The organism is Streptomyces sp. NPDC127119, assembly GCF_042677425.1.
GTDB lineage: Bacteria > Actinomycetota > Actinomycetes > Streptomycetales > Streptomycetaceae > Streptomyces.
On the sequence record NZ_JBHXTO010000027.1, the window covers coordinates 1 to 17,431 of the forward strand.

The following is a 17,431-nucleotide window of genomic DNA, read 5'->3' on the forward strand; positions in this document are numbered from 1 at the left end:
CCTTCTCCCCCCCCACCGGGCGGGCGCCGCCCTCGGGGCCCGCCCCCGCCTCTCGCATGGAGGCATACGTGAGCCCTCGTAAGTCGAACCTGGAATCCACCATCTACTTCGGCGATGACGGCTGGTGGCACGGCCGCGTCACCATGGGCGTCCTGCCCGACGGGAGCCCCGACCGCCGCCACCGCATGGCCCGCACCGAACCCGCAGTACGCCGCAAGGTCCGTGAACTGGAGAAGCTCCGTGACGAGGGGCGCGCGACCAAGGCGGGCCGTAAGCCCACGGTCGGACAGTGGATGGAGACCTACCTGACCGACATCGCGAGCCTGAAGCTCAAGCCCCGCTCGCTGGACGACTACTGGTCCAAGACCCGCAACGACATCGTCCCCGGCGTCGGGAAGCACCGCATCGACAAGCTCGCCCCCGAGCACCTTGAGCAGATGTACCGGGCCATGCTCGACGCCGGGCGCGCCCCCTCTCACGTCGTCAAGGTGCATCGCATCCTGTCGCGGGCCCTGAAGATTGCCCACCGCCGCCGGATGATCGGCGAGAACGTCGCCACGCTGGTCGACCCGCCCAGCATCGACGAGACGGAAACGAACCCGTTCACGCAGGAAGAGGCGAAGGCGTTCCTGGAAGCGGCGGCCAAGCGGCCCACGTTCATGCGGTGGATCGTCGGGGTCGGCATGGGGTTGCGGCAGGGCGAGACTCTGGGGCTGCGGTGGCCGTACGTCGACCTTGAGGCGGAACTGTTCCACCCCCGGTGGCAGCTCCAGCGGCTCACGTGGCGGCACGGCTGCGGTGACGCCCACGCCTGCGGGGCGCGCCTGCACCGCTTCGAGCCCTGCCCGCCGAACTGCGCCACCCACAGCGGCTATAAGCGCGGTTGCCCGAAGCCGTGCACCAAGACCTGCGTCAAGCACGCGAGCATCTGCCCCGACCGCAAGGGCGGCGGTCTGGCCTTCACCCGCCCCAAGACCAAAAAGAGCACGAACCCCGTACCGATCCCGCTCGCGTTCATCCCCTACCTGGTCGCGCACAAGGCGCAGCAGGACGAACTTCGGGAGGCGGCCGGCGAACTCTGGCAGGAGCACCAGGCCGTGTTCACCCGGTCCGATGGCCGCCCCATCGACCCCCGGGACGACTGGGAGGAGTTCAAGGAGCTGCTGGTGGAAGCGGGCATCGATGACCGTCGTCTCTACGACGGAAGCCGTCACACGGCGGGCACGATCCTGAATGAGCTGGGGGTGGACATGCCCACCATCATGGAGATCCTTCGGCACACGCAGATCAGCCAGACCCGCCGCTACGTCAAGGGCCGCTCGCACCTCTCGAAGGACGCCATGCGCCGCATGGGAGACGCCTTCCTGCCCGCCCCGGAACCGGCGCCTGAGCCCCGGACTGAGACTAGAACTGAGACTGGGGACCGCCGCGCGGCCCGCGCCCGCCAACGGCGCCGTATCCGCTAAATAGCAAAAGCCCCAGGTCACGGCGAGTGAGAATCCTGGGGCTTCTACAGAGCCGCCTTCGGGATTCGAACCCGAGACCTACGCATTACGAGTGCGTTGCTCTGGCCATCTGAGCTAAGGCGGCGCGCTGCCAGCACTATGGTGCGATCGGCAACGTCAGCAAGTCTACACAGTTTCCGGGGGTGCTCCGTACCGGCCCCGGAGGCACCCCCGGCTGCCCGGCGATCAGGTCGCCGAGCAGCGCTTTCCCTTCTGCGGCGGGGTGCCTTCGAGCAGGTACTGGTTGATCGCGGAGTCGATGCAGGCGCTGCCGCGGCCGTACGCCGTGTGGCCGTCGCCGTCGTAGGTCAGAAGCGCCCCGGAGGAGAGCTGGGTGGCGAGGGACTGCGCCCAGGGGTAGGGCGTCGCGGGGTCCCGGACCGTGCCGACGACGACGATGGGCGCCGCGCCCTTCGCCTCGATGCGGTGCGGCTCGCCGGTCGGCTTCACCGGCCAGTAGGCGCAGTTCAGCGAGGCCCAGGCGAGGCCCTCGCCGAAGACCGGGGAGGCCTTCTCGAAGTCGGGGACGCCCTTCTCGACCTCCTCGGGGGAGGCGAAGGCGGCGGGCAGGTCCAGGCAGTTGACCGCCGCGTTGGCGGACATCAGGTTGGCGTACGTGCCGTCCGCCTCCCGCTCGTAATAGCTGTCCGACAGGACCAGCAGGCCCGCGCCGTCCTTGTCCTTCATGGCCGTGGTGAGGGCCTCGCGCAGTTGCGGCCAGGCCCCCTCGTCGTACATCGCGGCGATGACACCGGTCGTGGCGAGCGCCTCGCCCACCTTGCGGCCGTCCGCGTCACCCGCGTCGATGGGCGCGGAGTCCAGTTTCTGGAAGAAGGCCTTCAGGTTCTTGCCGACCTGCTCCGGCGACGTGCCCTTCCCGCCCAGCGGGCAGTCGGACTCCCCCACGCAGTCCTTCGCGAAGGACCGGAACGCCGTCTCGAAGCCGGCCGTCTGGTCCCGGTTCAGCTGCCGCGCGGGCAGCGACGGGTCCATCGCGCCGTCCAGCACCAGCCGGCCCACGCGCTCCGGATACAGGCCGGCGTAGGTCGCCCCGAGGAACGTGCCGTACGACGCGCCCACGTACGTCAGTTTCCCGTCGCCCAGCGCGGCCCGTACGAGATCCATGTCACGGGCCGCCTCGACCGTGGACACATGGCGCAGCAGGTTCGCCGAGCGCTTTCCGCAGGCCGCCGCGAACTCCTTGTAGGCGTCGACCAGTTCGGCGGTCTCGCGCGCGTTGTCGGGGGTCGTGTCCGTCTGCGTGTACGCGTCCATCCGCTTGCCCGTGAGGCATTCGACGGGCTCGCTGCGGGCGACGCCCCGCGGGTCGACCGCCACCATGTCGTAGCGGGCGCGCACCTTCGCCGGGTAACCGATCCCCGCGTACGACTGGAGGTAGTCGACCGCCGACCCGCCCGGCCCTCCCGGGTTGACCAGCAGCGAGCCGATCCGCTTGCCCGGTCCCGTGGCCTTCTTGCGGGCCACGGCCAGCCGGATGTCGCCCTTGGCCGGCTCGGCGTAGTCGAGCGGTGCCTTCAGCGTGCTGCACTCGAAGCCGGCGACACCGCAGGCCCGCCAGTTCGGCCGCTGCGCGTAGTACGGGGCCAGCACGGACGGGGTGGCCTCGGGCAGCGCGCGCAGTGCCACCGACCCGGCCGGGCTCGCGGCGGTCGTCGAACTCCCCGCGGAGCAGGCGGAGACGAGGAGTCCGGCGACGGCGAACAGGGTGCCGTACGCGCGGAGGGAACGGTGGGCCCGGGATGACCTGGGCCGGCGCCTGATGTACATCGACCGAGCGTAACCCTGTGCGACGTTTTGATCGCTCAGAGTTGCACGCGTGCCTCGTACGAGTGACGCCGTCAACTCCCCGTTCGACCCGCGCCCGTCCGCCGCGCCCCTCGGCCGTGCCCACCGCCACACCGGCCCGGCGCGTCAGCCCGGTGCGTCAGCCCACCGCGCGGGCCCCCTCACCCTCACCCCGCCCGCAGCGCCATCGTCATGGCCTCCACCGCGAGCAGCGGCGCCACGTTCCGGTCCAGGGCCACCCGGCACGCGGCGATCGCCTCGATCCTGCGCAGGGTGGCCTCGGGCGACGAGCCCCGGGCCAGCCGGTCCAGCGCGTCCTGCATCTCCGTGTTGGCGAGGGCGAGATCCGTGCCGAACTGCAGGGCGAGCACATCGCGGTAGAAAGCCGTGAGGTCGATCAGGGCCAGGTCCAGGCTGTCGCGCTGCGTACGCGTCTTGCGGCGCTTCTGCTTGTCCTCCAGCTCCTTCATCACGCCCGCGGTGCCACGCGGCATTCGGCCGCCCTGTCCCGCGCCGAGAGCCGCCTTCATGTCCTCGGTCTCCTTGACGTCGGTCTCCTCGGCGACCTGCTTGGCGTCCTCGGAGGCCGCGTCGACCAGCTCCTGGGCCGCCTTGAGGCAGGCGCCCACGTCGTCGACCCGCAGCGGCAGCTTCAGGACGGCGGCCCGGCGCGCGCGGGCCCGCTCGTCCGTGGCGAGGCGCCGGGCGCGCCCGATGTGGCCCTGGGTGGCGCGGGCCACGGCGGCGGCGACGTCCGGCTCGATGCCGTCGCGGCGTACGAGGACGTCGGCGACCGCGGCCACCGAGGGCGTCCGGAGCGTGAGGTGGCGGCACCGGGAGCGGATCGTGGGCAGCACGTCCTCCAGGGAGGGCGCGCACAGGAGCCAGACCGTGCGGGGGGCGGGCTCCTCGACGGCCTTCAGGAGCACGTTGCCCGCGCCCTCGGTGAGGCGGTCGGCGTCCTCCATGACGATGACCTGCCAACGGCCGACCGCGGGGGACAGCTGGGCGCGGCGGACCAGGTCGCGCGTCTCCTTCACACCGATGGAGAGGAGGTCGGTGCGGATGATCTGCACGTCCGCGTGCGTACCGATCAGGCTCGTGTGGCAGCCGTCGCAGAATCCGCAGCCGGGGATTCCGCCGAGGGCGCGGTCGGGGCTGGTGCACTGCAGGGCCGCCGCGAAGGCGCGCGCCGTGGTGGAACGGCCCGAGCCCGGCGGCCCCGTGAAGAGCCACGCGTGCGTCATCTTCGAGGCCTCGGGCAGCGGGGTGTCGGCGGCGACCGCGGTCACCAGGGCGTCGGCGTCCCGCGCGGCGGCCTCAAGCTGCCCGCTCACCTTCTCCTGGCCCACCAGGTCGTCCCATACGGTCATGGGGCGCCGCCCTTTCGTCGAACCTGCCGTCGCCGTCGCCGTCACCATCGACGGCGCAGCCGCTGTCATCACCACGGCCGCAGCCGCAGCCGCAGCCACAACCGCGCCTTTTGCCGCACGTGTGCCTGCTGCGTCCCATTGTGCGGGAGGGCACTGACAACGAGGCCCGGACGCCGGCCCGGCCCCGCTGTCGGCGCCCTGCCGACGCCGATGCCGCCTCTGCCGACGCCCTGCTGGACGTGCTGGACGCCCCGCCCGCGATGCCGTCAGCGCCGGCGGCGCCCGTTCCCCTCGTCCCGCTCGTCGTCGTCCCGCGGGCCCAGCAACTCGTCGGCCAGCGTCGGCAGATCGTCCAGCGGGGTCTCCTCCGCCCAGTCCGAACGGGGGCGCCGCCGCGGCCTGCCCTCGGCGTCGACCTGGGGCAGCTCACGCGTGCCGCCGTCGGAGGCACCGGTTCCGGCGCCGTAACCGTCCCCGTACCCGGGAGGCACCCGGTCCTCGGGCTCGCGGCCACGACCACGGCCGCGCTCGTCCCGTACCGGGGGAAGGACCGCCGTCTCGTCCGCGGCGGGCTCCGGCCGGGCCGGCGGCAGCACCGCGGTCTCGTCGGCGGCGCCCTGCGGAGGCTGCGGCACCTGCGGCAGCACAGCCGTCTCGTCACCGGCCGGACCGGCGGCCGGCCGGGCGTCCCGCGGCGGCACCGGAGGCAGCACGGCCGTCTCGTCGACCGGACCACCGGACGCGTTCGTGGGCGTCACCATGGGCGTCTGCACGGTGCTCTCGTTGTCCGGACTCGCGTTGTCCGGGCTCTCGCTGTCCGGACTCGCGCTGTCCGGACTCGCGTTGCCCTCGTGCCCAGTGCTCGCGTGCCCAGTACCCGCGTTCCCAGTACCCGCGTTCCCAGTGCTCGCGTTCCCGGTGCTCGGGCTCTCGTTGTCCGAACCAGCCGCCGTCCGGCCGGACCCAGCCCCTCCAGAAGGCGCGGGGGTCACCGCCGCGGACGACGCGGCAGCCGCCCGCGCCGAAGCCGCCGCAGCCGCGGAAGCGGTGTTGGCCGCCGCCACAGCGGCCGCAGCCTCCGCCGCCCGGCGCGCCTCCTCGGCCCGTACCAGCGCCTCCTCGGCCTTCCGCTGCTTCTCCAGGCGCCGCTCCTCGGCCTCCGCCCGCAGCCGCGCCTCCTCCTCGGCCTGCTTGCGCCGGCGCTCCTCCTCGGCCGCGCGGGCCTTCTCCTCCGCAAGCTGCCGTGCCTTCTCCTGCTCGGCACGCACGCGTGCGGCCTCGGCACGCTGACGGGCCTCCTCGGCCTGCCGCTCGGCCTCGCGCCGCTGCGCCTCCTCCAGTTCGAGCCGCTTGCGCTCTTCCTCCTCCGCGCGCAGCCGGGCCAGCTGCTCCTGGCGCTCGCGCTCCAGCCGCTCCTCCTCGGCCTTGCGTGCGGCCTCTTCCTCGGCCTTGCGGCGCGCCTCTTCCTCGGCGGCCTTGCGGGCCTCCTCCTTGGCCTTGATCTCGGCCTCGGAGAGCGGCAGCACCACGTCGAGCCGGTGCCGGATCACGGTGGTGACGGACTCGGGCTCCTGCCCGGCGTCGACGACGAGGTAGCGGCCGGGGTCGGCGGCGGCCAGCGTCAGGAAACCGGACCGCACGCGCGCGTGGAACTCGGCGGGCTCCGACTCCAGCCGGTCCGGCGCCTCGGTGAACCGCTCGCGCGCGGTCTCCGGCGCCACGTCCAGCAGGACCGTCAGATGCGGTACGAGCCCGTCCGTGGCCCAGCGGTTGATGCGGGAGACCTCGGTGGGGGACAGATCGCGCCCCGCCCCCTGGTAGGCCACCGAGGAGTCGATGTACCGGTCCGAGACCACGACCGCGCCCCGTTCCAGCGCGGGCCGCACCACGGTGTCCACGTGCTCCGCGCGGTCGGCGGCGTACAGCAGCGCCTCCGCGCGGTGCGAGAGGCCGGCCGACGACACGTCGAGCAGGATCGACCGCAGCCGCTTGCCGACGGGGGTGGCGCCGGGCTCGCGCGTCACGACGACCTCGTGCCCCTTGGCGCGGATCCACTCCGCGAGGGCCTCGGCCTGGGTGGACTTGCCTGCGCCGTCGCCGCCCTCCAGGGCGATGAAGAACCCGGCGTCGGTGGGCGCCTGCACCGGGTCGTCCCCGCCGCGCAGCGCGTCCCTCAGGTCGTGCCGCAGGGGTACTCCGGAGCGGTCGTCGGCCTTGGCGAGGACCAGTGCGGCGACCGGCAGGAGCAGCGCGCCGACCAGCATCAGGGTGAAGGCGGCGCCGCCGTGCGCGAACACGAACTTGCCGTTCTCCAGGCGGTGCGGACCGATGGCCGCCGCCACGAGCGGCGCCACCAGGACGCCGACGGCCACGAAGACCCGTACGACCGCGTGCAGGTGTTCCGTCGTACGCGTGCGGCGGTAGTCCTCGGCCTCCTGGTCGAGCAGGGCGTGGCCGGTGTTGGCGGCGACGCCCGCGCCGGTGCCCGCGAGGCCGACGATCAGGAGCACGGTGGTGACGTCGGGGACGAGTCCGGCGGCGAGCAGCGCGATCCCGGTGAAGGCGATCGCCAGGGCGAGCAGCCGCCGGCGCGACAGGGACGGCAGCAGCCTGGGCGCCGTACGGATGCCGACCACGACCCCGCCGGTCACCGCGAGCACCAGCAGCCCGAACGTCACCGGGCCGCCGCCCAGGTCCTTGGCGTGCAGCACGGCCACGGCGACGGCCGCCGCGACGGCTCCGGCGACGGCCGCGCAGGCGAGCACCAGGAGCGGGATGGCCCCCGTACGGCCCTTGTCGATGCCCGAACCCGTCCTGGGGCGGCGCAGCCCCTCCAGCGGCGACCGCGCGCGCGGGGTGCGCACGTCGGGCAGTTCGAGGAAGGTGAGCACCGACAGGGACGCGGCGAACAGGCCCGCGGAGACGTACGAGGCGAGCGCCGCCTGGTGCTGGTCGAACCACGCGAGTCCGGCGCCCAGCAGGTTGTTGAGGAGCCCGGCGACGACGAGCACCGCCGCCGCGAGGGGCGCCGTGACGAATCCCGTACGCAGGGCGAGGCGCCGCAGGGCGTCCATGTGGTCGGGCAGCGGTCGTACCGTCGCGCCCTCCAGCGGGGGCGCGGGCAGGAGCGCGGGCGCCGCGCTCTCGCGGCACACCGTCCAGAAGCGCTCGGCGACCCCGATGACGAACGCCGTCACGAGGAGCACGGCCAGCGCGTTCTCAGGGGTCCAGTCGATCCACAGGGGCGCGATGATCAGCAGTACGGCCCGTACTCCGTCCGCGCCGACCATGGTCCAGCGGCGGTCGAGCGGACCGTCCTGGGCGGTGAGTGAGGTGAGCGGGCCCAGAAGCACCGCTCCGAAGAGGAGCGTCGCGAGGATGCGTGCCCCGAAGACCGCCGACACGGCGAGGGCCACTCCGCGGTAGCCGCCTCCGAAGGAGCCGTCGGACACCGCCGCCTGCAGGGCGAGCAGGACCAGCACCAGCAGGGCGAGAGCGTCACCGACGCCGCTCACCAGCTGGGCGCTCCACAGCCGCCTCAGTTGCGGTACACGCAGCAGCGCCCGGACGGCTCGCTCCCGTGAGTCTGCGACCAGGGAGTCGTCGGGGGCCGAAGTGTGGGCCGTTGGCTGCTCGGCTCGCGTCATCCTGCCAGCCTATCCGGACGCACCCGGTCCCCGAATAGGGCCCCGAACATGCGAACGCCCTCGACACCAAGTGGTGTCGGGGCGTTCGTTCTGGGAACCGAAGGTGAAAGATCCGGTCCGCCTCCGGTCGGCCTCCCGACCGGAGGCGGACCGGTCCTCGACCGAGGACGGAGAGCGGTTCAGCTCTTTGTGCGGCCTCTGTGAAGAACCGCTCAGTCCTCGGCCGTCGCCTTGGCGGCCGTGGCCTTCGCGGTCGTCTTCTTGGCGGCCGTCTTCTTCGCGGTGGTGGTCTTCTTTGCCGCCGTTTTCGTAGCAGCTGTCTTCTTTGCTGCCGTTTTCTTCGCGGGCGCCTTCTTGGCGGGGGCCTTCTTCGCCGCCTTCTTGGCCGTCTTCTTCGCCGGCCCCTTGGCCCGCTTCTCCGCGAGCAGCTCGAAGCCCCGTTCCGGAGTGATCGCCTCGACACTGTCGTCGGACCGCAGGGTCGCGTTGGTCTCGCCGTCGGTGACGTACGCGCCGAAGCGGCCGTCCTTGACGACGACGGGCTGTCCGCTGACCGGGTCGGCGCCCAGTTCCTTCAGCGGCGGCTTGGCGGCGGCGCGGCCCCGCTGCTTGGGCTGCGCGTAGATCGCGAGGGCCTCGTCGAGCGTGATCGTGAAGAGCTGGTCCTCGCTCGTGAGGGAGCGGGAGTCGGTGCCCTTCTTCAGGTACGGGCCGTAGCGGCCGTTCTGCGCGGTGATCTCCACGCCTTCGGCGTCCGTGCCGACGACGCGCGGCAGCGACATCAGCTTGAGCGCGTCCGCGAGGGTGACGGTGTCCAGGGACATCGACTTGAAGAGCGAGGCCGTACGCGGCTTCACGGCGTTCTTGCCGGTCTTCGGGGTGCCCTCGGGCAGCACCTCGGTGACGTACGGGCCGTAGCGGCCGTCACGGGCGATGATCTGGTGGCCCGACTCGGGGTCGGCGCCCAGCTCGAAGTCGCCGCTCGGCTTGGCGAGCAGTTCCTCGGCGAGTTCGACGGTCAGCTCGTCGGGTGCCAGGTCCTCGGGCACGTCGGCGCGCTGGTGGTTCTCGGAGTCCTTCTCGCCGCGCTCCACGTACGGGCCGTAGCGGCCGACGCGCAGCATGATGTCGCCGCCCATCACGGGGAACGACGACACCTCGCGGGCGTCGATGGCACCGAGGTCGGTGACGAGCTCCTTGAGGCCGCCGAGGTGGTCGCCGTCGCCGTTGCCGGCCTCCGCGGCCCCGGTCGCCTCGCCCTCGCCGAAGTAGAAGCGCCTGAGCCACGGGACGGACTGGGCCTCGCCCCGCGCGATGCGGTCGAGGTCGTCCTCCATCTTGGCCGTGAAGTCGTAGTCGACGAGCCGCCCGAAGTGCTTCTCCAGGAGGTTGACCACGGCGAAGGACAGGAAGGAGGGCACGAGGGCCGTCCCCTTCTTGAACACGTAGCCGCGGTCGAGGATCGTGCCGATGATCGACGCGTACGTCGACGGGCGGCCGATCTCCCGTTCTTCGAGCTCCTTGACCAGGCTGGCCTCGGTGTAACGGGCCGGGGGCTTGGTCGCGTGACCGTCGACCGAGATCTCCTCGGCGGACAGCGGGTCGCCCTCCTCCACCTGGGGAAGGCGGCGCTCACGGTCGTCCAGCTCGGCGTTCGGGTCGTCCGCGCCCTCGACGTACGCCTTCAGGAAGCCGTGGAAGGTGATCGTCTTGCCGGACGCGCTGAACTCGGCGTCCCGGCCGTCGGAGGCCCTGCCCGCGATCTTGACGGTGACGGAGTTGCCGACCGCGTCCTTCATCTGGGAAGCGACGGTCCGCTTCCAGATCAACTCGTACAGCCGGAACTGGTCGCCGGTCAGACCCGTCTCGGCCGGGGTGCGGAAACGGTCGCCCGAGGGACGGATCGCCTCGTGCGCCTCCTGCGCGTTCTTCACCTTCCCGGCGTACGTACGCGGCTTGTCCGGCAGGTAGCTCGCGCCGTAGAGCTGCGTGACCTGAGCGCGGGCCGCGGTGATCGCGGTGTCCGAGAGGGTCGTGGAGTCCGTACGCATGTAGGTGATGAAGCCGTTCTCGTACAGCTTCTGCGCCACCTGCATCGTGGACTTCGCGCCGAAGCCGAGCTTGCGGCTCGCCTCCTGCTGGAGCGTGGTCGTACGGAAGGGTGCGTACGGCGAGCGCCGGTACGGCTTCGACTCGACGGACCGTACGGCGAAGTCCGTGTTCTCCAGGGCGGCGGCCAGCGCGCGGGCGTTGGCCTCGTCCAGGTGGAGGGTGTTCGCGCCCTTGATCTGCCCGAGCGAGTCGAAGTCACGGCCCTGGGCGACGCGCTTGCCGTCGACCGCGGTCAGCCGGGCGACCAGGTTCGACGGGTCGCTGCGGTCGCCGGCGCGGCCGGTGCCGAAGGTGCCGGTCAGGTCCCAGTACTCGGCGGAGCGGAAGGCGATGCGCTCGCGCTCCCGCTCGACGACGAGACGGGTCGCGACGGACTGGACGCGGCCTGCCGACAGCCGCGGCATGACCTTCTTCCACAGGACCGGCGAGACCTCGTAGCCGTAGAGGCGGTCGAGGATACGGCGGGTCTCCTGGGCGTCGACCATGCGCTGGTTGAGCTCGCGCGGGTTGGCGACGGCGCTGCGGATCGCGTCCTTGGTGATCTCGTGGAAGACCATCCGGTGGACGGGGACCTTGGGCTTCAGGACCTCAAGAAGGTGCCACGCGATGGCCTCGCCCTCGCGGTCCTCATCGGTTGCGAGGAAGAGCTCGTCGGAATCCTTCAGCAGGTCCTTGAGCTTCTTGACCTGCGCCCTTTTGTCAGCGTTGACCACGTAGATCGGCTGGAAGTCGTTCTCGACGTCCACGCCGAGCCGACGCACCTCGCCGGTGTACTTCTCGGGCACCTCCGCGGCGCCGTTGGGGAGGTCGCGGATGTGCCCGACACTCGCTTCGACGACGTATCCGGGGCCGAGATAGCCCTTGATCGTCTTCGCCTTGGCAGGCGACTCGACGATGACGAGTCGGCGGCCGCCGTGTGCGGTCTCGCTGGTCGGGGACAACTTCGCTCTTCTCTCCGGTCGACGCAGGGGGTCTCGCCCCAGGCCTTGAACCCGGGGGTCGGGTCATGCTGACGCTGCGGAGTGTGACGGTACATCCCGCCCCCGTGTCAAACGGGAAAAGCCCGCAACGGCCACTCGAACGGTAACCCGACTCCCGCCATTCCTGCCGCCCGGAGTGCCGACCTGCCCTTTCCGGGACATCCGGAGCGTGACCTCTCAATTACCGGAGAGGCGAAGTCCGACCGGCGTCGATCTTGCCCGCGCCCGCCGCCGTACGGCGATTCCAGGACAGCGGAGACGGCGTTTCCCGGACAGCGGGGCGGTGTTGCGTGGGCGGCGGGCCGCATCGAGCGGACGGCGGAAGGCGTTCCCCGAGGAGCGGGTCGGACCGGCGCGTCACCGGCGGCCGGAACTCAGACGCGAGTGAAACACCACACCGCGAGGAGCACGGCGGCCGTCCCGGCGAAGCCCGCGACCGCCACCGATGCGACGGGGCTCACCCCGAGGGCGACGGGAGCGCGCTGTCGCAGCCGGACCGCGGTCCACAGCAGCAGTCCGCCCCCGAACAGGGCGAACACCGCTCCCGTGAAGATCGCCGGACCGCTCTCCATGGCTCGTCCCTTCGCCCTCGTGTGTCGCAGGGTCCCGCCCTCGCGGGCCCCGCGTCCCGCTCTCGCGCGCTCTGGTCGGGACGCTGGCACCTCCGGGAAGCCGGAATCCCAACCCGGGGTGAACGGGAGGCGGCCGATTCCGTGCGTCCCGGCGTCCCGACGCGGGGCGGCCCACACCGCGAGCCGCTCCGCTGCCATGCCACGTCCGCACCGGATACGCACCGGGAGCGGACCGGCCGGAAGGGACCGGTGACCGCACGCGCCCGAAGCCGACCACGCCGTCGGGTGGAGTCCGTCACACCGCGCCGGGCGCCGGTATCTTTCCGCTCGTCTGCACGCCGTCGGCGCGGCTCACCGTGCACACCGCCTTGGTGAATCCCTGGCTCCAGGAGTACTCGTCGGTCAGCCAGCCCTGGACGACCCTCTCGGTGTCGGGCGCCCAGGTCGACTCGAACTTGTTCCCGCAGAGCTTGGGCGCGTTTTCGAGGCCCTTCTTGAACTCCATGGTCGCCGGGACCTGGACGACGCCTATGACCTGGTTGTCGTGCAGCTCGTCGCAATCGGTCAACGTCGCCCTGAAGAACTCCTTCTCCATCTGGACGTTCCAGCAGTCGCCGTCGACCATCTGACCGGGCAGCAGCTCCGACCCCACCTCCCGGAAACGGCCCACGGCACCGCCGATGGCGGCGTGCCGTCCCAGTACGAGACATGCCGTACGGGCCTCGGCCTTCTCGAAGCCGCGCTCCGTCGGCGTCACGGTGTAGAGGTCCGCGTCGGGCAGCGCGTCGGCGATCTCCTCGCCCTGCCGCTCGCAGCGCCTCGCGCCCTCGGCGCGGGCGTCGGCGTAGTCGGCCGCCGTGTCCACGGCCACCACCTGGCCGTCCGGATGGGCCTTCCCGCAGTCCACGACGCCGAGGTTCGGCACCGACTTGAACGGTGTTCCGGGCCAGACCGCCCGCACACAGTCCCCGGTCTTCAACGGCTTCTTGAGCCCCACCTTCTTGCCGTACGGGAGGGCCGGCCCCGTGTCGCCCGACGCGGGCGACGTCGTGCCGCCGGTCTTCGCCTCCTTCTTGTCGTCGCCGCTGAACGTGAGGGCCGCCAGTGCGACGCCGCCGACCACCAGCACCAACGCCGTGACGACCGTGAGAACCGCGGCGGTGGACAGGATGCGTCGCGTGTCGTCCCGGCCACCGCCGACATCGGTGACCGCCGTCGGACCGCTCCCGTAGGGCGGGGACCCGCCGCCGGCGTAGGGCGGGACCGGGCCGGCGCCCCCGTAGGGCCGCGGAGTCCGCGGAGATCCGCTGCTCCCGTACGGCGCGTACGGCGAGGAGGACTCGCCCGCGTACGGATTCCAGGCCCGGTACGGCCCCTGCGCGCCGGGCCCCTGCCAGGGGTCCTGTCCGCCGCCCGGCGGGCCCTGCGGAGAGGGACCGCCCGGTGTGTGCGGTGTCTGCGGAGTGCTGCGGCCCTGAGGGGTGTGCGAGGGCGGGAACTGCGGCGCGTTCCCGGCCGAGGACAGCCCACCTGGAGCCTCGGGGAGCGGGCCGGGCGGCCCGGAACCCGGTGTGGAGGCGGGAGTCCGGGCCCCGCCCCATGGATCACCCTGCCCCGCGGCGGGCGCGGACCCGGGGGTCGGTGTCGACCGGTCGGGCCCGCCACCGGAGGCCACCGCCCCGGCAGCCGCGGCCCCGGGAACCACCCCGGGCGGCGGCCCGAACACCCCGCCCGCCGGGCTCCGCAGCACCCGCTCCAGCCCGCGCGACACCGCTTCCGGCGAGAACCTGCGCACCGGGTCCTTCACCAGCAGGCCGTGCAGCACCGGCGCCAGTTCACCCGCCCGCTCCGGCGGTGTGGGCTCCTCGCTCAGCAGGGCCGTCAGGGTCGCGTACTCCCCGTGCCGGTCGAACGGGCCGCGTCCCTCGACCGTCGCGTACAGGGTGGCGCCGAGCGAGAACATGTCGGCGGCCGGTGTGGGCGGCTCACCGCGGGCCCGCTCCGGCGAGAGGTACCCGGGCGTACCGAGGATGCCGGCCGTGGCGGTGAGCCGGGGCTCGCGGGACTCGGGCTGCAGCGCGATGCCGTAGTCGGTGAGCAGCACGCGCGCGTAGGGATCGCCCGAGGCGTCCGGGGCCAGCAGGACGTTGGCGGGTTTCACATCGCGGTGGAGGATGCCGATCCGGTGCCCGGCGGTGAGCGCGTCGAGCACACCGAGCCCGATCCGGGCCGTCTGCACGGGCGTCAGCGGGCCCGCCCGCCGGACGACCGTCTGGAGATCGACCGCGTCCGGCACGAACTCCATGACGATCCAGGGCAGCCCCTCGTGCATCAACACGTCGTGCACGGTGGCCACATGCGGATGGCCGCGCAGCCGCGCCGCGTTCCGTGCCTCGCTGCGGGCCCGTGCGATGCGCTCCTGGACCCCCGGCTCCGCCGGTCCGGGAGAACCCTCGCCCTCGCCCGCGGACTCGCCCGATTCCCTCGGCACATCGGGCAGGTTGATCTCCTTCATGGAGACCTCGCAGGCCAACTCCTCGTCGTACGCGAGCCAGACGCGGCCCATGCCGCCCGCGCCCAGCGTGCGCAGCAGCCGGTAGCGCCCGTTGATCAGCCTGCCTTCACCCCGACCCGGCGTGTCCCCCGACATACGGCCTCCCCCGAGACAGCGCGCCTCCCCCGAGGACGCGTGCGTTCTGTCTCTCGAAGGTAGCTTCGCACGTACCACCGACAGGAGCCCTTTTGCGTACCAATCGCGCCAGAACCGACACATCAGGCTCATCGGCGCGGATACGTATCAGTCGTCTCGCTCCCGGCTCAGTCGTGTCGCTGCCGACCGGCCGCCGACGACGAGTTCACGTCATCCGACGGGCCCGGGGCACCGCCCCGCCAGCCGCTCCCGCCCGCTTCCCGGTGCCTTCTGGTGCCCCACGGCGTCAGTGCGACGTCACCGCGACGTCAGTGCGCCGCGGGCTCGATGAATCCCTGCTCGACCAGCACCCGGATCTGGGCGGGCGTCCGGTCGCGGAGCAACACCGGATCCTCTCCGACCAGTTGGGCGATGGCGTCCAGGATGCGTCCCGCGCTCAGCGTGCCGTCGCAGACGCCCGCGAAACCGGCGCCGACCGTGTCCACCTTCGTGGCCCGCCGCATCCCGCGGTGCTGGCGCAGCACGACGTGCTCCGGGTCCTCGGCACCGGGCAGCCCGACCTGCTCCTGCACGACCTCGCCGACCAGCCTGAAGTGCGCCGCCAGCAGGGCCGCGTCGTCGTGTTCACGCAGATAGTCGACCCGCTCGAAATGGGCGCGCACGGTGTCGCCGAGCGGCTGCTCGACGGAGTGCGGCCACTCCTCCAGGACGACCGAGGGCAGCTCCGCGTCCGACCTGCGCAGCGTGATCCAGCCGAAGCCGACGGCCTTCACCTTGCGCGCCTCGAACTCGTCCAGCCAGGCGTCGTACCGCGCCTGGTACTCCACGGGATCGGCGTAGTGGTCGCCCGCGTCGCGCAGCCACAGTTCGGCGTACTGCGTGACGTCCTGGACCTCGCGCTGCACGATCCACGCGTCGCAGCCGCGCGGCACCCAGGAGCGCAGCCGGTCCTGCCAGTCCTCGCCCTCCACGTGCTGCCAGTTGGCCAGGAACTGGGCGTATCCCCCTTCGTTCAGACGGTCACCCGCCTCCTGAACGAGCGTGCGGCACAGATCGTCCCCGCCCATCCCGCCGTCGCGGTAGGTGAGCCGGGCGCCGGGGGAGATCACGAAGGGCGGGTTCGAGACGATGAGGTCGAACGTCTCGTCGCCCACCGGTTCGAAGAGGGAGCCCTCGCGCAGGTCGGCCGCCGGAGCCCCGGACAGGGCGAGCGTGAGCGCGGTGATGTGCAGCGCGCGGGGGTTGAGGTCGGTCGCGCTCACGCGCGTGGCGTGCTGTGCGGCGTGCAGCGCCTGGATCCCGGAGCCGGTTCCGAGGTCGAGCGCGGAGGCGAAGGGGCCGCGCACGGTGATGCCCGCGAGCGTGGTGGACGCGCCGCCCACGCCGAGTACGACGCCTTCGTCATGGCTGCCGATGCCGCCGGCCCCGCCGACCGCGCAGCCGAGGTCCGAGACGATGAACCAGTCCTCGCCGCCCGGTCCGCCGTACGGCCGTACGTCGACGACGGCCGCGACCTCGTCGCCGCCGACGCGGGTCAGCCAGCCGCTCTCCAGGCAGTCCTGCACCGGCAGAACGTCCGCCACGCGCGCGTGCGGCACGGGCTGCTGCAGCAGGAACAGCCGTACGAGGGCTTCCAGCGGGGAGTCGCCCCGGGTGGCCCGGAGCGCGGGCACGGTCTCACTGCGGGCCAGCGCCGCGTACGCGGGGGCGCCGAGCAGGTCGAGCAGCCCGTCGGCGCTGAAGGAGGCGCCCAGGAGGGCGTCCCGCAGCCGTGCGGTGACGTCGGTGCGGTCGGACGAGGGCAGCGGTGCCAGGCTGGTGTTACTCACCCGCCCATTGTGACGCGCGCCCGGCGCCACGCGGGCGGCCAGCCTCCCGCGTCGCCCACCTGACCGGGGATCCGCGTCACGTCGCCCGCCGGGGCCGTGCCCCGCGCCGGAGGGCCTGAGCGGCACCCCGGCGCCGGGCAGCGGCTGCGCCGGGGTTCAGCTCTTCGTCGCCGAGGCGGACGGGGACGCGCTCTTGCAGCTCTCCTGCTTGGCCATCGCCTTGCCCACGTCGCCCTCCTCCAGCTTCGCGAGGGCGTCGTTGCCGCTCTGGCTCAGCTTGTCGAGCTGGGTGGCGATCCCCTTCAGACCGTCGGCGAACTTCGCCTGGTCCTTCGTGTCGAGGTCGTCGACCTGCTTCTTGAGGTCGCCGTACGACGCGGAGATCGTGTCGAGCTCCTTGACGGCGTCCGTCTTCTTCTTCTCGCCGCCCTCCACGTCCGGCGCCCCGGCCTTGCTCACGGCGCCGCCGATCGCCTTGTAGGCGTCGGACATGTCCTGGAAGGCCTGGGCGTCGGTCTTCTGGACGTCCGCCGGGGTGCTGTTGTCCGAGGTCTGCTGCTGGATGGCGGTGTTGGCGGCCGCGATCTTCTTGGCCTGCGGCTTCACCGCGTCGCAGACCTGCTTGGCCCAGGAGTTCAGCTTGTCGCTGTTGTCGTCACTGCTGCTGCATCCCGACAGCGCCAGTACCAGTACCGCACCGCCGGACAGCGCGGCCGCGAGCTTCTTGTTCACCGGGTTGGTCCCTTCCATGGCTCTCGGCCCCGGAACATACACGCCAATCGGGCGACACCACCGTGACGAACATCCGTTTGGACCGCTATTGAAGCCATTTGCACCAGGCGGGGAAGGGGCGAGATAAGGCTCACGAAACAGGGCGTACACACAGGCGTACGCACAGACGGGCGGGGGGGGGGGCGCGGCAGACAAAGACGCCCCCCCCCCCCCGGGAGGCCAAAG

At 72.2% G+C, this 17,431-nt stretch carries 9 protein-coding genes and 1 tRNA gene; 1 reads left to right on the forward strand and 9 read right to left on the reverse strand.

The window, feature by feature from the left end; genetic code table 11:
* The first annotated feature begins 68 nt into the window (after positions 1-68).
* On the forward strand, positions 69-1,466 hold the full coding sequence (locus tag ACFVH5_RS15040; RefSeq protein WP_385834111.1) for a tyrosine-type recombinase/integrase: 1,398 nt from the start codon (positions 69-71) through the stop codon (positions 1,464-1,466).
* 50 nt (positions 1,467-1,516) lie between these two features.
* On the opposite strand, the gene ACFVH5_RS15045 is transcribed toward ACFVH5_RS15040, so the two are convergent.
* The 9 genes from ACFVH5_RS15045 to ACFVH5_RS15085 form a co-directional block, all read right to left on the reverse strand.
* Positions 1,517-1,590: transfer RNA gene (locus ACFVH5_RS15045), tRNA-Thr, on the reverse strand.
* Positions 1,591-1,691: 101 nt separating this feature from the next.
* On the reverse strand, positions 1,692-3,293 hold the full coding sequence (locus tag ACFVH5_RS15050) for an alpha/beta hydrolase (RefSeq protein ID WP_385834112.1): 1,602 nt from the start codon (positions 3,291-3,293) through the stop codon (positions 1,692-1,694).
* 185 nt (positions 3,294-3,478) lie between these two features.
* Positions 3,479-4,684 (reverse strand): DNA polymerase III subunit delta', encoded by a 1,206-nt coding sequence (locus tag ACFVH5_RS15055; protein ID WP_385834113.1) that lies wholly within the window; start codon positions 4,682-4,684, stop codon positions 3,479-3,481.
* Between the two features lie 266 nt (positions 4,685-4,950).
* On the reverse strand, positions 4,951-8,331 hold the full coding sequence (gene tmk, locus ACFVH5_RS15060) for a dTMP kinase (protein ID WP_385834114.1): 3,381 nt from the start codon (positions 8,329-8,331) through the stop codon (positions 4,951-4,953).
* A 212-nt stretch (positions 8,332-8,543) separates the two neighbouring features.
* Entirely contained in the window at positions 8,544-11,384 is a 2,841-nt protein-coding gene (topA, locus tag ACFVH5_RS15065; protein WP_385834115.1) for a type I DNA topoisomerase, read from the reverse strand.
* A gap of 413 nt (positions 11,385-11,797) precedes the next feature.
* Positions 11,798-11,995: a hypothetical protein gene (locus tag ACFVH5_RS15070; RefSeq protein WP_384801550.1), complete on the reverse strand. Its 198-nt coding sequence runs from the start codon at positions 11,993-11,995 to the stop codon at positions 11,798-11,800.
* Between the two features lie 295 nt (positions 11,996-12,290).
* Complete coding sequence (locus ACFVH5_RS15075; RefSeq protein ID WP_385834116.1) at positions 12,291-14,645, reverse strand: protein kinase; 2,355 nt, start codon at positions 14,643-14,645, stop codon at positions 12,291-12,293.
* Positions 14,646-14,953: 308 nt separating this feature from the next.
* Positions 14,954-16,474, reverse strand: coding sequence for a methyltransferase (locus tag ACFVH5_RS15080; protein ID WP_385834117.1), 1,521 nt, complete (start codon positions 16,472-16,474; stop codon positions 14,954-14,956).
* 156 nt (positions 16,475-16,630) lie between these two features.
* The gene (locus ACFVH5_RS15085) at positions 16,631-17,224 is read right to left on the reverse strand and encodes a small secreted protein (protein ID WP_384801541.1); all 594 of its coding nucleotides are present in this window, start codon (positions 17,222-17,224) and stop codon (positions 16,631-16,633) included.
* Between the last annotated feature and the right edge of the window lie 207 nt (positions 17,225-17,431).

Bases quoted from the DNA above. Each gene is read 5' to 3' on its own strand.
- ACFVH5_RS15055 (WP_385834113.1), bottom strand. From the start codon at position 4,684: ATGACCGTATGGGACGACCTGGTGGGCCAGGAGAAGGTGAGCGGGCAG.
- ACFVH5_RS15085 (WP_384801541.1), bottom strand. From the start codon at position 17,224: ATGGAAGGGACCAACCCGGTGAACAAGAAGCTCGCGGCCGCGCTGTCC.
- ACFVH5_RS15070 (WP_384801550.1), bottom strand. From the start codon at position 11,995: ATGGAGAGCGGTCCGGCGATCTTCACGGGAGCGGTGTTCGCCCTGTTC.
- tmk (WP_385834114.1), bottom strand. From the start codon at position 8,331: ATGACGCGAGCCGAGCAGCCAACGGCCCACACTTCGGCCCCCGACGAC.
- ACFVH5_RS15075 (WP_385834116.1), bottom strand. From the start codon at position 14,645: ATGTCGGGGGACACGCCGGGTCGGGGTGAAGGCAGGCTGATCAACGGG.
- ACFVH5_RS15050 (WP_385834112.1), bottom strand. From the start codon at position 3,293: ATGTACATCAGGCGCCGGCCCAGGTCATCCCGGGCCCACCGTTCCCTC.